General features: G+C 68.9%; 18 protein-coding genes. 14 read left to right on the plus strand and 4 right to left on the minus strand.

The window, feature by feature from the left end; genetic code table 11:
- Positions 1-66: 66 nt before the first annotated feature.
- Positions 67-1875 carry a PQQ-binding-like beta-propeller repeat protein gene (locus tag RIE08_12955; protein MEQ8718513.1) on the plus strand — a complete coding sequence of 603 codons (1809 nt, stop codon included), beginning with the start codon at positions 67-69 and terminating at the stop codon, positions 1873-1875.
- Between the two features lie 35 nt (positions 1876-1910).
- Here the strand turns inward: RIE08_12955 and RIE08_12960 are convergent, their stop codons facing one another.
- Both RIE08_12960 and RIE08_12965 read right to left on the minus strand, forming a co-directional pair.
- Positions 1911-2747, minus strand: a complete 837-nt coding sequence (locus RIE08_12960; GenBank protein MEQ8718514.1) for an SDR family oxidoreductase — start codon at positions 2745-2747, stop codon at positions 1911-1913.
- A gap of 100 nt (positions 2748-2847) precedes the next feature.
- The gene (locus RIE08_12965) at positions 2848-3738 is read right to left on the minus strand and encodes a hypothetical protein (protein ID MEQ8718515.1); all 891 of its coding nucleotides are present in this window, start codon (positions 3736-3738) and stop codon (positions 2848-2850) included.
- 252 nt (positions 3739-3990) lie between these two features.
- On the opposite strand from RIE08_12965, the gene RIE08_12970 reads away from it, so the two are divergent.
- The 5 genes from RIE08_12970 to RIE08_12990 all read left to right on the plus strand — a co-directional run bounded on the left by RIE08_12970 (position 3991) and on the right by RIE08_12990 (position 9307).
- Positions 3991-5007: a phosphotransferase family protein gene (locus tag RIE08_12970; GenBank protein ID MEQ8718516.1), complete on the plus strand. Its 1017-nt coding sequence runs from the start codon at positions 3991-3993 to the stop codon at positions 5005-5007.
- Positions 5008-5097: 90 nt separating this feature from the next.
- Positions 5098-5844: an SDR family NAD(P)-dependent oxidoreductase gene (locus RIE08_12975; protein ID MEQ8718517.1), complete on the plus strand. Its 747-nt coding sequence runs from the start codon at positions 5098-5100 to the stop codon at positions 5842-5844.
- 37 nt (positions 5845-5881) lie between these two features.
- Positions 5882-7498, plus strand: coding sequence for a long-chain fatty acid--CoA ligase (locus RIE08_12980; GenBank protein ID MEQ8718518.1), 1617 nt, complete (start codon positions 5882-5884; stop codon positions 7496-7498).
- Positions 7499-7562: 64 nt separating this feature from the next.
- Positions 7563-8012 (plus strand): nuclear transport factor 2 family protein, encoded by a 450-nt coding sequence (locus RIE08_12985; GenBank protein MEQ8718519.1) that lies wholly within the window; start codon positions 7563-7565, stop codon positions 8010-8012.
- Between the two features lie 173 nt (positions 8013-8185).
- Positions 8186-9307 (plus strand): LLM class flavin-dependent oxidoreductase, encoded by a 1122-nt coding sequence (locus RIE08_12990; protein MEQ8718520.1) that lies wholly within the window; start codon positions 8186-8188, stop codon positions 9305-9307.
- Positions 9308-9329: 22 nt separating this feature from the next.
- On the opposite strand, the gene RIE08_12995 is transcribed toward RIE08_12990, so the two are convergent.
- The gene (locus tag RIE08_12995; protein MEQ8718521.1) at positions 9330-10172 is read right to left on the minus strand and encodes an LLM class F420-dependent oxidoreductase; all 843 of its coding nucleotides are present in this window, start codon (positions 10170-10172) and stop codon (positions 9330-9332) included.
- Between the two features lie 51 nt (positions 10173-10223).
- Here RIE08_12995 and RIE08_13000 point away from each other — a divergent pair, with 51 nt between their 5' ends.
- Complete coding sequence (locus RIE08_13000) at positions 10224-11108, plus strand: ribokinase (GenBank protein ID MEQ8718522.1); 885 nt, start codon at positions 10224-10226, stop codon at positions 11106-11108.
- Between the two features lie 11 nt (positions 11109-11119).
- Here the strand turns inward: RIE08_13000 and RIE08_13005 are convergent, their stop codons facing one another.
- Positions 11120-12118, minus strand: coding sequence for an aromatic ring-hydroxylating dioxygenase subunit alpha (locus RIE08_13005; GenBank protein ID MEQ8718523.1), 999 nt, complete (start codon positions 12116-12118; stop codon positions 11120-11122).
- 31 nt (positions 12119-12149) lie between these two features.
- Between RIE08_13005 and RIE08_13010 the strand changes: the two genes are divergently transcribed.
- From RIE08_13010 to RIE08_13040, 7 genes are all read left to right on the plus strand, one after another.
- Positions 12150-13550: an amidohydrolase family protein gene (locus RIE08_13010; GenBank protein MEQ8718524.1), complete on the plus strand. Its 1401-nt coding sequence runs from the start codon at positions 12150-12152 to the stop codon at positions 13548-13550.
- 83 nt (positions 13551-13633) lie between these two features.
- Positions 13634-14131, plus strand: a complete 498-nt coding sequence (locus RIE08_13015; GenBank protein MEQ8718525.1) for a VOC family protein — start codon at positions 13634-13636, stop codon at positions 14129-14131.
- The gene (locus RIE08_13020; GenBank protein ID MEQ8718526.1) at positions 14124-14603 is read left to right on the plus strand and encodes a VOC family protein; all 480 of its coding nucleotides are present in this window, start codon (positions 14124-14126) and stop codon (positions 14601-14603) included. Before RIE08_13015 ends, RIE08_13020 begins: the two co-directional genes overlap by 8 nt.
- Positions 14591-14992 (plus strand): nuclear transport factor 2 family protein, encoded by a 402-nt coding sequence (locus tag RIE08_13025; protein MEQ8718527.1) that lies wholly within the window; start codon positions 14591-14593, stop codon positions 14990-14992. Before RIE08_13020 ends, RIE08_13025 begins: the two co-directional genes overlap by 13 nt.
- Positions 14993-15021: 29 nt before the next feature.
- Entirely contained in the window at positions 15022-16026 is a 1005-nt protein-coding gene (locus RIE08_13030; GenBank protein ID MEQ8718528.1) for an aldo/keto reductase, read from the plus strand.
- Complete coding sequence (locus tag RIE08_13035) at positions 16023-16391, plus strand: hypothetical protein (protein MEQ8718529.1); 369 nt, start codon at positions 16023-16025, stop codon at positions 16389-16391. The genes RIE08_13030 and RIE08_13035 overlap by 4 nt, the downstream gene beginning before the upstream one ends.
- 4 nt (positions 16392-16395) lie before the next feature.
- Entirely contained in the window at positions 16396-17181 is a 786-nt protein-coding gene (locus RIE08_13040) for an aldolase/citrate lyase family protein (GenBank protein ID MEQ8718530.1), read from the plus strand.
- Positions 17182-17185 lie beyond the last annotated feature (4 nt).

A 17185-nucleotide genomic window follows, 5' to 3' on the forward strand; every position in this document is an offset into this window, starting at 1 on the left:
ACGGCCCGGGTCCCGTGACCGCAGCCTCAGGCATCCGCCGGTCGCGACCGTGACGAAGGTGCGGGAATGAACGACGACCAACGGGATCTGCCCGAGATCCACGTCTTCGTGCCCGACGCGGCGCCCGAGGCGGTTCCGGCGACACAGCCGGAGCCGACGGGCAACCGCTGGACGCGCCTTCCGAATTGGGTGCCGTGGGTCGCCGGGATCCTCCTCGTCGCCGGGATCGGCGCGCTCGTCTCGGCGACATCGGACGGCGGCGACGCGGGCGGTGACGACGCCGACGACAGCGCCGACGATGAGGAGTCGGCCGACCCGGCGGCTCCCACCGCGACCCCGTCGCCGACGGCCGGCGAGACCGCCGAGCCCTTCTTCGCCGTCCGGGACGCGCTGACACTGTTCGTGGACACCGTGGACACCGGCGGGACCGCCGAGACCCGGGTCTCGCTCCTCGACGGAAGCCGGGTGACACTCCGCCATCCGTCGGGGGTCGACGACCCCGTTGCGGAGGTACGTCTCAGCGCCGGCATCTGGCCGACGGGGCTGCGGGACTGCTGTCGCCGTGACGTGTACCTCTCCACCGGATCCTTCGACGACCTCTTCGGCGACACGACCCCGGTCGTCGAGCTGCGCTCGGGCCAGCCCGGCATGGGCGCCGTCTTCGGAGGGACGATCCAGATACTGGCGTTCTCCGTCGGCGACTGGACGGTTGCGATCGCGGGCCCTCCGGAACGACCGTTCACCGCGGCCGAACTCGGCCTCTACCGCGACCTCGTCGAATTCGACGTCGAACCCGGTCGCCCGCCGGTCATGCGGGCCTCGGCGCCGCTGGTGGTCGGCGACGCCGAGGCGGACATCTCGCTCGACGCAGACCCTCCGGTCGTCGTGAACGTGATGGACATGGCGCGTCGCGGCTGCACCGACGACGGGGCATCGGGGGCGTTCTTCGTCTCCTGCGTCGACGGGTTCCAGGTCCTCGGCGGGCGCGACGCCGACCCCGGGATCGAGTCGCCGGACGTGTCGGTGGACAGAGACATCACCGGCTTCGCGTCAGCTCCCGCCTTCGGGACGATCGCCGGCCCTCCCCCGGGGCCGGGCACCGTCTACGTCGGACGGGTCGGGATCATCTCCGGAGGAGCGGATTCCGGCGTCGTGACAGCCATCGATGAGGGCACCGGTGGTGTGGTCTGGGCAACCCCCATCGGCGAGACCGCGTTCGTCTCGCCGGTGACGGTGGACGGCACGGTGTTCGCGTCCTCCTACCGGGGAAGCCTCGTCGCTCTCGACGCGGCGACGGGTGACCGGCGGTGGGCACTCCTGCTGACCGATACCCAGGGAGTCGGCCCATTGGCAGCCGTCGACACCCTCGCGCCGTCCGAACCGTTGCTCGTCGTCCCGACGTCGTTCGACGCCGACGGCGACTACGCGCCACCCCTCGTCTACGGGGTGGACACGGCAACCGGTGAGGTCACGTGGAAAGTTCCCCTCGCCCTCGACGTGACGATCGGGTCGTGGGCACCGGCGGTTGCCGGCGACACCGTCGTCGTCACCGGGCGGCTGGCCGTGGACAACCGCGATGCCCAGACCATCACGTACGGCATCACGACATCAGGTGAGCTCACATGGAGCCACCTCGTCGAGCCGGTGACGACCCCCGACGACGTGCCCATCACGGCGTCGCCCTCGGTCGTCTTCGTCCGCGATGGGCACACTGCGGTGGACGCGCTCGACGCCACGAACGGAGAGCTCCTGTGGCGCCACGAGGCCGACCTCACCGTGTGGAAGGTCGAGGTCGACGGCGGCGTCGTCGAGATCTTCACCATCGACGACGGATCGGTCCGCCTCGACCAGCGCAGCGGCACACCGGTGAGCTGACGGCCGACCGGGACGGACCCGGCCGGCCGCCGGAGTCACATTCCGGTCTTGCCGGCTTCCTTGATGATCGGGGCGTACTCAGCGAAGCCCGGGGGACCCGCCGTGGCACCGATCGTGATGCCGGCATCGGTCATGAAGTTGTGGCCGGTGGTGTAGCCGGCCTCGTCGGAGGCGAGGAACAGCGCCGCGTTGACCACGTCGTCGGGCAGGCCCGGGCGGTCGATGAGCGGGGACTCCTCGGCGAGCATGCCCCTGGTCTCCTCGAGCTTCGAAGGATCTCCCGTCAGGGCGAAGGCGACCATCGGGGTGGCCATGGAGGCCGCCCCGATCGAGTTGCAGCGCACACCGAAGCGACACAGCTCGGTGGCGGCGCCCTTCGTCAGGCCGATCACGCCGTGCTTCGCCGCCGTGTAGGCGTGCGGACCGAGACCCCCGAGTACGCCCGCAGTGGACGACATCGAGATGATCGACCCACTGCCCTGGGGCTTCATCACGCGTGCCGAGTGCTTGATGCCGTAGAAGACGCCATTGAGCAGGATGTTCATCGTGAGGAGCCACTCGTCGGCCGGCGTGGTCTCCAGGGGTCCGACCGCGCCGATGATGCCGGCGTTGTTGAACGTGACGTCGAGCTTGCCGAACGAGTCGACGGCCGCGTCGATCAGACCGGCGACGTCGTCCTCGTCGGTCACGTTGCAGTGGACATAGATCGCAGCGTCACCGAGTTCGGCGGCCAGCGCCTCACCCTTGTCGTCCTGGATGTCGCCGATGGCGACCGAGGCCCCTTCGGCCACGAAGCGGCGCGCCGCCCCCTCGCCGATGCCGCTCGCGGCGCCGGTGATCACCGCGACCTTGCCGTCGAGTCGTCCAGCCATGTGAGATTCCCCCTGTGTCAGGTGTGTGTGTGGCCACAACCTAATGGCCCCGAGGCACACACACCGCGCCTCCGGTGGGGCGGTTCAGGATTGCAACGGGTTACCCGGTGAAGCCCGGAGCCCCCGGTGGCGTCGTCACGTCGGGAGGTGTGCCCTCACCAGCAGAAGTTGTGCCCTCACCAGCAGGAGTTGTGCCCTCACCAGTCGGAGGCGTGCCCTCGCCCTCAGAAGGTGTTCCCTCAGGCGCGGCCGTCGCCGTGGGCGCGGCCGTCGCCGTGGGCGTGGCCGTCGCCGTGGGCGTGGGCGTGGTATCGGTGACGATGGTGTCCATCGTCACCGAACAGTTGACAGCCGAGCCTCCACCGTTGGCCGAACCGTTGCACTGGTTCACCAGGACGATCAGGGAGGCGCTGAAGGTACCGGAGGCATCACAACCCGACGTTTCGATGAGGCCGCCGCCATCGCCGGAGTCGTTGCACTGGGTGACGACCGCGCCGGAAGTGGTTGCGGGAGACGGATCGCACGTGGCAGGGGCGGTACCGAGCCCGTCGGGTTGGTTGGCGTTGCACTGGTTCACCGAGATCTGCCCGGCGCCGGCGGCCCCATCGATGGCGATGATGTTGGTGATGTCGACGGTGCAGGCCAGGATCGAGCCTCCACCGTTGGCCGAACCATTGCACTGGTTGACCGAGACGATGATGTCGGATGACGCGACCGGCGTCCCGCCGTTGATCGAAACCGTCGAGCCAGTCGTGCCGGGATTGTCGGTGAGGGTGTTGACGATCACGACGTTGCATTCCACGGTCTGGCCGCCACCGCCCCCGATGCCGTTGCACTGCTCGAAAGCGACCTCGTCCGCCGAGGCACCGTTCGGGCTGATGACGAACACCGCGGCGACCAACGAGAGGAACGCGACGAGGGCGATACCGACCAGGGCAGGCCAACGTCTGCGATCGCTCGCAAGCGGGACGGGAGTGGGTGCGACCATCATGATTCTCCCCTACACGGCCGGTATCCGAACTGGGACTTTCGAAGTCCGACCAGCCAATAGGTGAACTCTAGCACATGCTCACGAGAACTAGTTTCACGACCACTTGGATCGCCTTGCGGTCATGGGGCCTCATTGGTGATCGGGGCCCACTGAACAGGCGTCGCCGCCACACGGCACGCGCCGCCTCCACATCGGCGCCGATCCGACGCGGGGTGATACAACGCCACCACGACCGAAGCGCAACGGGGGACGATGAGCGAACAGGCATTCACCGACTGGGTCGAAGCCCACACCGGCATCGCCGGCGCCCGCCTCGCCGAGCCGCTCGCCGGGGGGAACTCGAACGTCACCCGCCTCGTCGAGACGGACTCGGGTCGTCGTCTCGTCCTTCGCCGCCCCCCGGCCGACACGATCTCGCCGTCCGCCGCCCGCGGGGTGTCCCGTGAGTTCCGGGTCCTGTCGGCGGTCCACGGCTCGGCCCCGGTGCCCGAACCGGTGGCGCTGTGCGAGGACGCGACGGTGATCGGCGCGCCGTTCGTCCTCGTCGAAGCGATCGACGGTGTGTCCATCACCGACACGCTGCCCGACTCCTACAGCGACCGCGACACGGCGCTGGCCGCGATCGGAGCCGGACTCGTCGACGCCCTCGCCGCCATCCACAACGTGGACTGGCGCGCGGCGGGCCTCGACGACTTCGGTCGGCCCGAGAACTGGGTGGCCCGTCAGATCGAACGCTGGCGCGGTATCCGCGCCGAGACCGCGGCACGCGAGCTTCCGCTCGTAGAGCAGCTCGGAGCCTGGTTCGCCGACACCGTCCCCCCACAGACCGCTCCGGCGATCGTGCACGGCGACTACCACCTCGACAACACGCTGTTCGCCCCCGACGAGCCCCGACTCGCGGCCGTCATCGACTGGGAGCTCTCGACGATCGGCGAACCGATGGCCGATGTCGGCCTGGTGCTGGCCTTCTGGGGCCCGCGTGATCCGTCGCCGGCGGGATTCGAGTTCGTCCAGGCCGTCAGCCGCTCGACCACGCGTCCCGACCGTCGGGACCTCGCCGACCGCTGGGCGACCACCACCGGACGGTCGGTCGAGCACCTCGACTGGTTCTGTGCGTTCTCGCTGTGGCGACTGGCGTCGATCGTCGAGGGTGCCTGGGTGCTCCAGGCGGGCGGGAAGATCGATTCGCCCTACGCCCGCAGCCTCGAGGCCGACGTACCCCGCCTGTTGGAGGAGGCCTCGACGTTCGCTGGTCACGCAGGTCGCTGAGGACGCTCGACGTATGAATCCGCATGTGACCCGCGTCGAACCGGGTGGCTAGGCTCCGCGCCAGGGGACAACGACAACTCAGGGGGAACCATGCGAGGTCTCGAAGGCGGCAGCGCGATCGTGACGGGGGCGGCGTCGGGCATCGGTCAGTCGACCGCCATGAGACTCGCCGAGGAAGGCGTCGTCCTCACGCTCGGCGACATCAACGGCGAGGGCAACGAGGCGACAGCCCGAAAGATCAACGAGAACGGCGGGAAGGCCGTCGCTCTCGAGATGGACGTCACGCAGTCAGCGACGTGGAAGACGCTCCTCGACACGGCCCTGTCCGAGCACGGCAAGGTCGACTACCTCTGCAACATCGCCGGCATCGTCAACACCAAGGGCCCCGACAACGCCGTGGAGCTCGACGAGGAGCACTGGCACTGGGTGATCGACACGGACCTCACGGGCACCTGGCTGGGGATGAAGACCGTTCTCCCCCACATGCTCGAGAACGGGAAGGGCTCCATCGTCAACATCTCGTCGATGGCGGCGCTACGTGGTCTCGCAGACCTCACCGCCTACTCCGCGGCCAAGGGCGGCGTGATCGGTATCACCCAGCAGGTCGCGCAGCAGTACGGCCCTGAGGGAATCCGTGTCAACGCCATCGCACCGGGAACCATCAAGACACCGATCCTGGGAGACGTGGACATCGACTTCTCGGTGTTCCACATCATCCCCCGCCTCGGGGAGGCCCACGAGGTCGCCTCGATGGTCGCTTTCCTGCACTCCGAGGACGCCGCGTTCCTGACCGGCCACACCTTCCCCGTCGACGGCGGCTGGAACGCCAAGACCTGAACCCCCGGACCGGGGGACGTCGACGCCAGGGGGGCCGATGATGCGCGCGACCATGATGGATCACCCGACCAACCTGCAGTTGGTTTTCCGTCACGGTCGCGCCGTCCATCCCGACTCCGTGGTCGCGACCTTCGACGGGGGCGCCGTCACCCCCGCCCGGTTCGCGGACATCGCGGACCGGGCCGAGAGGTTGTCGGTCGGCCTGGCCGGGCTCGGCGTCGTGCCCGGCGACAGGGTGGCCACCTTCGCGTGGAACCACCGCGAGCACATGGAGGCCTACCTGGCCGTCCCGTGCATGGGTGCGGTGATGCACACCCTCAACATCAGGCTCTTCGCCGACCAGGTCAGCTACATCATCCGTCACGCCGACGACCGGGTTCTCCTCGTCGACGGTTCACTGCTTCCGCTGCTCGAGAAGGTGGACCTCGGCGACATCGAGCACGTGGTGATGATCGGCGACGGCGACCCGGCGGTCATCGGTCGCGAGGTCATCGCCTACGAGGATCTGCTGGCGTCAGCCGACGGTGCTCCCGAATGGCCCGACCTCGACGACACGTCGGCCGCGGCGGTCTGTTACACGAGCGGCACGACCGGCGACCCCAAGGGCGTCGTCTACAGCCACCGCTCGAGCGTCATCCACTCGATGGCCACCCGCGCCGTCGACACGTTCGGGATCTGCGAGGCAGACCGGATCCTGCTGCTGCCCCCGATGTTCCATGCGAACGCGTGGGGTCTCCCCTACGCGGCGTGGATGTCGGGCTCGGACCTCGTCATGCCCCGGGAGTTCCTCTCGGCGCCGGTCATCGGCCGCCTCGTCGGCGAGGAGAGGATCACCTTCACCGCCGCCGTACCGACGCTGTTGAACGACCTGCTGGCGATGCACGAGGAGAGCCCGCTGGAGATGTCGAGCCTGCGTGTCATCGTGTCGGGGGGATCGGCCGTCGCCCCCGCACTGATCGACCGGATCCGTGACACCTGGGGGGTGCCGGTTCTGCAGGGCTGGGGCATGACCGAGACCAGCCCGATGTGTTGCCTGTCGACCCCTCCCAGGGACACACCCACCACCGAACAGGCCATCTGGCGGGCCAAGAGCGGACGCCCGGTGCCGGGCATGGAGGTCCGCGTCGTCGGCGACGACGGCGCGCCACTCCCCCACGACGGCGAGACCGTCGGCGAACTGCAACTACGGGGGCCGTGGGTGACGGGGGCCTACCACGACAACCCGGCCGTCGATTCCTTCACCGCCGACGGCTGGCTACGCACCGGCGACGTCGGCGTCATCGACGAGCGGTTCTACGTCCGCCTCACCGACCGGACCAAGGACGTGATCAAATCCGGCGGAGAGTGGATCAGCTCCGTGGAACTCGAGAACGTCCTGGTGGCCCACGCCGACGTCCACGAGGTCAGCGTGATCGCCGTCCCCGACGACCGCTGGGAGGAACGGCCGCTCGCGGTCGTCGTCCGCCGGCCGGGAACGACCGTCAGCGCCGAGGACCTCCGGGGCTTTCTGGTCGACAAGGTCGCGAAGTGGTGGATCCCGGAACGGTGGAGCTTCGCGGACGAGCTACCCAAGACCAGCGTCGGCAAGGTCGACAAGCTGGCACTGCGCGCCGAGCGCGATGCCGGGAGTCTCGACATCGAAGAGTTCGCATGAGCGAACGTGGCCGCACGGAGAGCCACGTACCCGATCCGTACCCATACCCGCACAGGGGGAACAGATGACCGATATCCAGTACGTCCTGGACCGCATCGCGATCCAGGACGTCCAGATCGAGTACGCACGTGCACTCGACGCCAAGGAGTTCGACCGCCTCGACGACGTCTTCCTCCCCGACGGTGTCGCAGACTACGACGGGATCGGCATCTGCAACGGCGTCGACTCGATCAGGGGCGTGTGCTCCGGGGCGTTGACACCGCTGGACCAGAGCCAGCACCTGCTCGGCAACCACTGGGCCGAGATCGACGGCGACACGGCCACCGCCGGCTGCTACTTCCAGGCTCAGCACCACGTCGAGGGGGCCGAGGGCGGCCCGAACTTCATCGTCGCCGGCATCTACACCGACCAACTGGTCCGCACCGATGCGGGGTGGCGGATCAAGCACCGCACGCTCACCGGCTGGTGGACAGAGGGCAACGACGCCGTCCTCGTCCCACCCGCCCCGGAATAGGCGGGACCGACCACGCCGTGACGGGGGACGGCACGCAGGTCGCCCCCCGTCGACGCGTTGGCCGGCCCTTCGCTGAACGCGTCGACCTCGGCGGCTGAGGACCTACGCCACTTCGCGCAACCGGCGCCGGGGGCCTACTCTCTGTCCGACTCGTACCCCAGGGGGAACACTCGATGACCGACCGGATCGACCGCGCACAGAACCCGCTGCTGGGCAGCCCCAACAAGTTGAAGCTGGGCGTGTTCGGCGTGAACTGCTCCAACGGCTGCTCCATGACCGACATGCCCGAGTCGCTCAAGGCCGAGTGGGACGAATCGGTCCGCATCGCCCAGGCCGCCGAGAAGGCCGGGATCGAAGCCATGATCCCCGTCGCCCGTTGGCGTGGCATGGGCGGCAAGGTCAACTTCAACCACCGCAACTTCGACACGTTCACCTGGGCGGCGGGCCTCGCAGCCAAGACGGAGGAGATCGCCGTCTTCGCCACCTTCCACATCCCCACCGTTCACCCGGTACGGGCAGCCAAGGAGGTGGCGACCATCGACCACATCTCGGGCGGTCGGTTCTGCCTCAACATGGTCGCCGGCTGGAACGAGACGGAGATCTCGATGTTCGGCGCCCCCCAGCGCGAACACGACGAGCGCTACGACGTCGCCGACGACTGGATCACGACCTGCAAGGAACTGTGGACCACCGAGGGCGACTTCGTCCACGAAGGGCCCTACTTCACCGTTCCCAACGCCTACTCGGAACCGAAGCCGGTGCAGTCCCCGTACCCGGTGCTCATGTCCGCCGGCAACAGTGAACGCGGCCAGCACTTCGCAGCCAAGCACTGCGACCTGAACTTCGTCGTCGCCGGCGACGTGGAGTCGGCCGGCGAGATCGCCGCCTCGGTCCGCAAGCTCGCACGCGAGGAGTACGGCCGTGAGATCCAGGTCTTCGCGCAGGGCTACATCGTGTGCCGTGACACCGAAGCCGAAGCGGTCGCCTACCGCGACCACTACGTGAACGAGGTCGGCGACTGGGACGGCGTCCGCAACCTGCTCGACGTGCTGATCCCCAACTCCCAGAGCGCGCTCGGCGACGGCTGGGAGGCGCTGGCCGCCAACCTGATCGCCGGCTACGGCGCCATCCCGCTCGTGGGGACCGCCGACCAGGTCGTCGACGGAATGCAGGCCTTCTCCGACGCGGGCCTCGACGGAATCTCCATCAGCTGGGTCGACTACGAGGCCGGCCTCGCCCAGTTCGACGAGGTCCTCCGCCCGCTTCTCGTCGAGGCGGGCCTGCGGGAGTCCTGATACTGCGGGGCGCCAACGCCGGTCAGTCGACCTGCGATAGCGCCTCGGCCAGCGGCTCGAGTACCGCCGGCGAGTGCGGCGGTGCGAGGTAGACGATCGACAGGTCCAGTCCGACCTCGGACTGGGCCTGCGCCTTCTCCGCGAGCTCGCCGACGCTCGTGTCGGCCGTGTAGACGAGGTGCTGGGAGGTCATGATCTCGCTGGGATCACGGCCGATGTCCGCACAACGTGCGTGGAGGACCTCACGCGTGGCGACGAACTCGTCGGGCTCGAACCCCGGGAAGTTCCAGTGCTGCGCGTACTTCGCAACGAGCGGCAGGGTCCGCTTCTCCCCCGCCCCGCCGATGCAGATGGGCGGGTGCGGCGTCTGGGGCCCCTTCGGGTTCAGTGCCGCGTTCTTCAGGGTGAAGTACTTCCCGGAGAAGTCCGTCGTGTCGTTCTCGAAGAGACCGGTCAACACGGCGAGGGACTCCTCGAAGCGGTCGAAGCGCTCGGTGAGCGTGCCGAGATCGATCCCGTACGCCTCGCACTCCTCCTCGTTCCAGCCGGCGCCGACACCGAGTTCGAGCCGGCCGCCGCTGGTGATGTCGAGCGTGGCCGCCATGTTCGCGAAGACCGCCGGGTGCCGGTAGACCATCCCGTTGACCATGCAGCCCACGCGGAGACGGCTCGTCTCCTGGGCGAGCGCCGTGAGGGTGACCCAGGCCTCCATGCACGGACCGTGGGGGTCGTCGGTGAAGATCGGGTAGAAGTGGTCGAAGTTCCACCCGGACTCGAACACCTCGATGTCGTCGGCCGCCTTCCAGACGGCGAGCATGTCGTCCCAGGTGGTCATCTGCGGGCTGGTCTTGAATCCGAAGCGCATGGCCGGACAGTACCGGGTCCCGCCCTTCGCTGCTGGCCTAGAGTCGGCTCCGTGATCGTCGTCGTCGGGTCCATCAACTACGACATCGTCGCGACCGGCGCCCCCCACCATCCGGTGACCGGCGAGACGATCCTCGCCGCAGGCCTGGAGAACCACCCGGGCGGCAAGGGGTCCAACCAGGCCCTCGCCTCGGCACGGGCGGGCGCCCCCACGGCGATGGTCGGGGCGGTCGGCGACGACCCGGCCGGGCGGTTCATGGTCGACACGCTCGCGCGGGCACGGGTGGACACCGCGCTGATCGTCACGGTCCCCGCACCGACGGGGACAGCACTCATCGTCGTCGCCGACGGTGACAACACCGTCGTCGTGGTTCCGGGGGCCAATGCGCTGGTGAGCGAACCGGCCCGTGCCTGGAGCGGCGACGACGTCGTCGTCGGTCAGGCCGAGATCCCACTCGGGGTGACCCTCTCGACGATGGCAGCGGCCCATCTCGCCGGGGCAACCACCGTGTTGAACCCGGCTCCCGCTCCCGACGGGGAGATCGCCTCGCTCGACGCGGTCGACGTCCTGGTCGTCAACGAACACGAGGTGGCGACACTGGGCGGCTCCGGCAGCGTCGTGGCGTCGGCCCGACGGCTGATGGAACGAGGTCCGCGCGCCGTCGTGGTCACCCTGGGAGCGCACGGCGTGGTCGTTGTGACGAGCGACACGACCTTCGAGGTCGGCGCGCACGACGTCGACGTCGTCGACACGACCGGCGCAGGTGACTGCTTCGTCGGCAACCTCGCCGCGGCGCTCGCCGGGCCCGACTGGACGAGCCGGCTGGAGGCAGCCGTCACCAGGGCCAACGCCGCCGCCGCGCTGTCAGTGGGACGACCGGGCGCGGGGTCCTCGATGCCGACGTCGGCCGAAGTGGACGCCTTCCTCGCGTCCTGAGCCGGGCTCCGTCAGTCCCCGGCCAACAGCTTCACGAAGCGGCGACGCCATTCGACCGACGGCTTGTCCGACTGGACCGACACCGTCGCCTGCTGGTCGAAGGGGAGCACGCCGTCGAGTTGCTCGAGCATCGCCTTGTCCTCGGCGCCGATCGCCCGGTCGAACGCGACGATCTCGTCGGCCGGCGCCGAGAAATCGTCGTTGCGCCACACGACGAACGTGAAGTACGAGGTGACGTCATCGACCGGGGTGGACAGCAGCAGGAGGATGTGGTCCATGCCGGTCTCGTAGCGGATCGTCGAACGGCACACGAAGGGGAGGATGAAGCCCGACGACATGTGACGGGTCAGAACCTTCGTGGTGGCCTTCGCCGCCGACGCGGCGGACGCGGACTGGGGGTTGTTGACGGTGACGTCGTAGGCGTAGCCGTAGAACCCGTCGGGCAGTTCCTCCAGCTCGATCTTCGGCACGACGGTCTCGGTCCCCTCGCCGAACGTGCCGGTGTGCACGAAGGGGAAGTGGGAGATGTCGAGGAAGTTGTCGACCATGCGCGTGGCCGACGTCTGCCAGACCTCGACCGGGTTGTTGATCCGGCGGTAGGAGTCGTCGAGTTCCTGGGGGATGTCGGGGATACCGACGGTGGGCTCACCGGGACAGATCCACACGAGGCCGTAGCGGTCGGTGACGTGAACGGTCGAAAGATGGGCCTTCGGCGGGATCTTCGAGCCCTCCGGCGAAGACGGGACCCGCACGCAACGGCCGCCGGTCTCGAACGTGAACCCGTGATAGGGACACACGACACACCCGTCGGTGACCCACCCCGCGGACAGCGGCGCCTCGCGGTGGGGGCAGCGGTCCGGGGCGGCGGTGAGCTGCCCGTCGGGGTCGCGCCACACGACGTAGTCGCTTCCGAGGAGCGTGACCTTGGCAGGGCCAGGCGACACCTCCGAGCTGCGCGCGACCGCGTACCAGTGACCGGCGAGGACGGGGCTGTCGACGAACGTGTCCATGCACTGAACGGTACAGCTAGTGTCCGCGTCCATGGGAGCGATCGATGCCGTACCTGAACCCGACCTCCTCGTGGTGGGACACCGGGTCGTCACGGTCGATCCGGCACGTGAGGTACTGGTCGACGCCGCTGTCGCCGTGACCGACGGTCGGATCAGCGACATCGGCGGTGCCGGTGAGCTCACGGCGCGCCACCCAGGCACCCCGGTGGTCGGTGGCCCGGACGCGATCGTCGTGCCGGGCTACGTCAACTGCCACCAGCACCTGACCGGCGACCGCCTCCTGCGTTCCGCGATCCCCGACGACATCGAGGGACACGTCGCGATCTTCGACTGGGCGGTGCCCGCCCACGCCCACCACACCGGCGACGACGACGAGGTGACCGCACTCGCAGGCCTCGCCGAGGCCGTCGCCAACGGGTACACGACGACGATCGAGGCCGGCACCGTCGCCCATCCTGACCGGGTTGCAGCCGCCGCCCGGGCCGTGGGCGCACGCGTGACGATCGGAACGTGGGGCTGGGACGTCGACGACGCCCCGTTCGCCGCGCCGCCCGACGAGGTGCTGGCACGCCAGGAGGCGGTGCTCGCCGCCAACCCGCCGGGCGGCCTCGTGACGGGTTGGGTCACGCTCGTCGGTCACGACCTCATGAGCGACGAGCTCGTGACACGGGCGAGCGCACTGGCAGCGGAGCGGGGCGTCGGGCTCACGTTCCACATCTCCCCGAGCGACCGCGACGCCGCTTCCTACCTCGAGCGCCACGGGGTGCGTCCGCTCGTACACCTCGAACGGCTCGGGGCCCTCGGCCCCCATGTCCTGTTGGCCCATGCCGTGCACCTCGACGATGAGGAGATCGCTGTACTGGAGCGCACGTCTTCCGCGGTCGCCTACTGCCCGTGGGCGTACCTGCGACTCGCCAGCGGCGTGACCGGAGCCGGGCGTCACGTCGAGATGCTGCGCCGGGGCATCAGGGTCGGCCTGGGCTGTGACGCCGAGAACGCGGGCGACGCGATCGACCCGCTGCGCACCGCGGCGGTGGTTGCGGGGCTCGCCAAGGACGTGGCGAGGGACCCCGCCGCGCTGACCGCCCACGCGGTGTTCGAGATGTCGACCATCGGGGGCGCGGCCGCGATCGGGATGGCCGACGAGATCGGCTCCATCGAAGTGGGCAAGCAGGCCGACCTGGTGATCCACGACGGCACCCGGATCGAGCTCAACCCGCTCGCGGACGACGTCGTCAACCAACTCGTCTGGGCGACCGACGGCCGTTCCGTGTCCGACGTGATCGTCGCCGGCCGACCGGTCGTCGCCGACGGCGTCTGCACGACGGTCGACGGTGCGGAGCTGCGGGACCGCCTCGCCACCGCAGCGGCAGACCACGCCCGACGGGCGGGCCTACCCGTGACCGCCCGCTGGCCACTACGCACTGTCTGACCTGCCCGTTCGCGCCCGGATACGACCCTTGGACTGACCATCAGACCACTGCTAGGGTCGCGGCCGCTGACGAAAGGTGACCCATGACCAAGCCGAACACCCTGATCTTCGTGGACTTCCCGAGCCCGGACCCGGCGGCCACCGCCCGGTTCTACGCCGAGGTCTTCGGCTGGGAGGTGGAAGGCCGCCCCGAGGGTGTGTTCCACCGCGCCGTCCCCGGTGGGGAATTCCCACTCGAGGACGGGTCGCCGTCGGGCATCGGCAACCTCCACATGGGGATCTACGACGCCGCCAACGCCCGCCCCCATCCGGACCCGGCCGGAGTCGAGCCACGCACCATCGCAACCGCGGACCAAGGCCGGTCCACCCGCTTCTGGATCCTCGTGAGCGACGACGACAGCATCGACGCCATCCTCGAGAGGGCGGTGGCGCTGGGCGCGACCGTCCAGTGGCGGGACCACTACTGGGCCGAGTTCAACGGCATCAACGCCGCCTTCACCGATCCCTGGGGCATCACGTGTGTCCTGTGGGGCAAGCCCGGCGCCGACGGAGCGATCCCCGAGGGCTTCACACGTGAGTGAGGAGCCGGTGAACGCGGCGCATCCCCCTGCGCCACGCTGGACCCACATCGCCCTGCGGGTCCGAGATATCGACGCGACGATCGACTGGTACACCACGTTCACCCCGCTGGAGCTGCTGGACCGGCGCACCGACGAGATGGGCCACGGCGCCTGGCTCGGTCAACCCGAGACGGTCGAGAATCCCTTCATCCTCGTCGTCGCACAGTTCTTTCCGGAGACCGACCCGTTCGCCGATGCCCCCCAGGAGATCCTGGCTCCATTCGCCCACCTCGGCATCGAGTTGACGTCCCGGGAGGCAATCGACGAGATGGCCGAGCGGGCCCGCGCGGCCGGGTGCCTCGGCATGGAACCCACCCAGATGCCAGGTCCCATCGGATACATCACGATGGTGAAGGACCCCGACGGGAACACCATCGAGTTCTCCTACGACCAGGGTGTCTACGTGAAGGCCCAGGAGGTGTGGGGGTCCTGAGTACCTCCGACCCGGCCGGTGTCGTCGCCTCCTACATGGCGTCGTTCGACAGCGGAAACCCCGAGGCCATCGCCGGACACGTCAGCGCGGACTTCGAGAGCGTCCACACCGCCGCTCTCGGCCACGGCTTCACCGGCGGCGACGAGTACCGCCGCCGACTTCCGAACTTCCTCGCCGACATGGCGGGAGTGCACTACGACGTCCGACAGACCGTCGTCGACGGGACCACCGTCGTCGTCGCCTACGAGATGACCGCCCGCTGGAAGGGCGAACACCCCGTGACGGTTCCCGGCACGATGTGGTTCGACGTCGTCGACGGCGAGATCACCCGTCGCGTGGACTACTGGGACTCGAAGGTGTTCACCGACCAGATCCCGGACGCGAGCTGATGGAGTACCGCCCCCTCGGACGAACCGGCGTGAAGGTGTCCGCCTTCGGTTTCGGGGCGATGATGTTCGGTGCCTGGGGCAACAGCGACGAGGCGCAGTGCCACGCGATGGTCGATGTCGCCCTCGACGCCGGCATCAACCTGTTCGACACCGCCGACGTCTACGACGCCGGCCACAGCGAGGAGATCCTCGGCCGCGCACTGCAGGGCCGCCGCGACGACGTGGTGTTGTCGTCCAAGGCGTTCAACCCGATGGGCGACGACGTGAACACACGAGGTGGGTCACGCCGCTGGTTGACGAAGGCCCTCGACGACTCGCTGCGCCGGCTCCGCACCGACCATCTCGACATCTACCACCTGCACCGCATCGACCACACGACGGACCTCACCGACACCCTCGACACGCTCGACGACTTCGTCCGGGCCGGCAAGATCCGCATGATCGGCACGTCGTGTTTCCCTGCGGAGTGGCTCGTCGAGGCCCAGTGGGTGGCCGACCGACGCAAGGCTGTACCTCCCCGCGTCGAACAACCCCCGTACTCGATTCTCGTGCGCGGCATCGAACGCGACGTCCTGCCGACCTGTCGTCGCCACGGCATGGGCACGATCGTCTGGTCTCCGCTCAACGGCGGATGGCTCACCGGCAAGTACCGACGCGACGTCGACCCCGATGCCACGTCGCGGGCGGTGCGCGAGGCCGACCACTTCGACTGGGGGGCCGACAACCCCAAACACGACGCCGTCGAGGCGCTCGTGGAGGTGGCGGCCGATGCCGGCATCTCGCTGCTCGGCCTCGCGACCGGCTTCGTCCTCGCCCACCCCGACATCTCCGCCGCGCTGATCGGCCCCCGCACACCCGAACAACTAGCGGGCCTGCTCGAGGTCGCCGACGTACGCCTCGACGCCGCCACGCTTGACCGCATCGACGAGATCGTCGCTCCCGGTCGCGACGTCAACCCCGCTGATCGCCAGTACGACCCGCCGGGCCTGGACCCGGGGGCACGCAGAAACACCAGACAGGGAGGAACCTCATGAGCGCACCGAACCTCGGCAGCATCCTGATCGGATCGTCGAACGTGGACGAGATGAAGGACTGGTACCGCCGTTGCTTCTCGCCCGAGGAGAACGACATGGGAGCCTTCGTCTTCGGGGGTTGCCAGGTCTTCGTCGAGGAGCACGACAAGGTCTCGGGACCGACCGCCGACCCGCACCGGATCATCCTCAACCTCGACGTCGGCGACTGCCGCGCGATCGAAGCCCACCTGAAGGGTCAGGGCGTCGTCTGGGAGCGCCCGGTCGAACAGATGCCCTTCGGGCTGATCGGAACCGTCGCGGACCCCGACGGCAACCTGGTCCAGGTCATCGAATGGGGCGCGACGCCCGACGAAGGCCACGGGTAGGTCGGTGAAGGAGAACCGCCTACGCGCGATGTTCGACGACGGCGGCACCGCGTTCGGCGCGTTCTGCAACACACCGTCCACCTACTCCGCGGAGGTGTTCGCCGACGAGGGCTTCGACTACGTCTGCATCGACACCCAGCACGGGCTGATCGGGTACGACTCGATGTGGCCGATGCTCCAGGCCATGCGGTTCGCCGACACGACGCCGCTGGTGCGGGTCCCCGACATCGCGGGGGGCTGGGCGGCCAAAGCCCTCGACGCCGGCGCCGAGGGCGTCATCTTCCCGATGATCGAGTCTGCGGACGACGCGGCACGCGCCGTGAGGGCCGTGCGCTACGCCCCCCAGGGAGCCCGGAGTTTCGGGCCGGTACGAGCGGGCATGCTCATCGGCTCCGACACCCATCACGCCAACCGCCAGAACATGTGCATCGTGATGATCGAGACGGTCGCCGGCGTCGAACACGCCCATGAGATCTGCGCCACCGAGGGCGTCGACGCCGTCTACATCGGCCCGGCGGACCTCGCCGTCTCCCTCGGAGTGCCCCGCGACGGCTGGTTCAGCGACGACCGGCACGTCTCAGCCATGTCGGCGGTGCGCGAGATGTGCGAACGCCACGGCGTCATCCCCGGCATCCACACCGCCGGGGGCGAACACGGCGCCTCGCTCGCCGCCGAGGGTTTCCGCATGCTCACCATCGCGATGGACACGACCGCCATCCGCATGACCGCTCAGGCCCAACTCGCCCACGTCCGCTCGGGCGACGCCACCGGAACCGGCCTGTACGGCTGAGCGT

This window comes from Acidimicrobiales bacterium (assembly GCA_040219085.1).
In the GTDB taxonomy this organism is placed as follows: Bacteria; Actinomycetota; Acidimicrobiia; order Acidimicrobiales; family JAVJTC01; genus JAVJTC01.

Excerpts from the sequence above, each read along its gene's own strand:
- RIE08_12970 (MEQ8718516.1), top strand. The coding sequence starts at position 3,991 with ATGAGCGAACAGGCATTCACCGACTGGGTCGAAGCCCACACCGGCATC.
- RIE08_12990 (MEQ8718520.1), top strand. The coding sequence starts at position 8,186 with ATGACCGACCGGATCGACCGCGCACAGAACCCGCTGCTGGGCAGCCCC.
- RIE08_13005 (MEQ8718523.1), bottom strand. The coding sequence starts at position 12,118 with ATGGACACGTTCGTCGACAGCCCCGTCCTCGCCGGTCACTGGTACGCG.
- RIE08_12980 (MEQ8718518.1), top strand. The coding sequence starts at position 5,882 with ATGATGCGCGCGACCATGATGGATCACCCGACCAACCTGCAGTTGGTT.
- RIE08_13015 (MEQ8718525.1), top strand. The coding sequence starts at position 13,634 with ATGACCAAGCCGAACACCCTGATCTTCGTGGACTTCCCGAGCCCGGAC.
- RIE08_12960 (MEQ8718514.1), bottom strand. The coding sequence starts at position 2,747 with ATGGCTGGACGACTCGACGGCAAGGTCGCGGTGATCACCGGCGCCGCG.
- RIE08_13010 (MEQ8718524.1), top strand. The coding sequence starts at position 12,150 with ATGGGAGCGATCGATGCCGTACCTGAACCCGACCTCCTCGTGGTGGGA.
- RIE08_12975 (MEQ8718517.1), top strand. The coding sequence starts at position 5,098 with ATGCGAGGTCTCGAAGGCGGCAGCGCGATCGTGACGGGGGCGGCGTCG.
- RIE08_12955 (MEQ8718513.1), top strand. The coding sequence starts at position 67 with ATGAACGACGACCAACGGGATCTGCCCGAGATCCACGTCTTCGTGCCC.
- RIE08_12985 (MEQ8718519.1), top strand. The coding sequence starts at position 7,563 with ATGACCGATATCCAGTACGTCCTGGACCGCATCGCGATCCAGGACGTC.
- RIE08_12965 (MEQ8718515.1), bottom strand. The coding sequence starts at position 3,738 with ATGATGGTCGCACCCACTCCCGTCCCGCTTGCGAGCGATCGCAGACGT.
- RIE08_13035 (MEQ8718529.1), top strand. The coding sequence starts at position 16,023 with ATGAGCGCACCGAACCTCGGCAGCATCCTGATCGGATCGTCGAACGTG.
- RIE08_12995 (MEQ8718521.1), bottom strand. The coding sequence starts at position 10,172 with ATGCGCTTCGGATTCAAGACCAGCCCGCAGATGACCACCTGGGACGAC.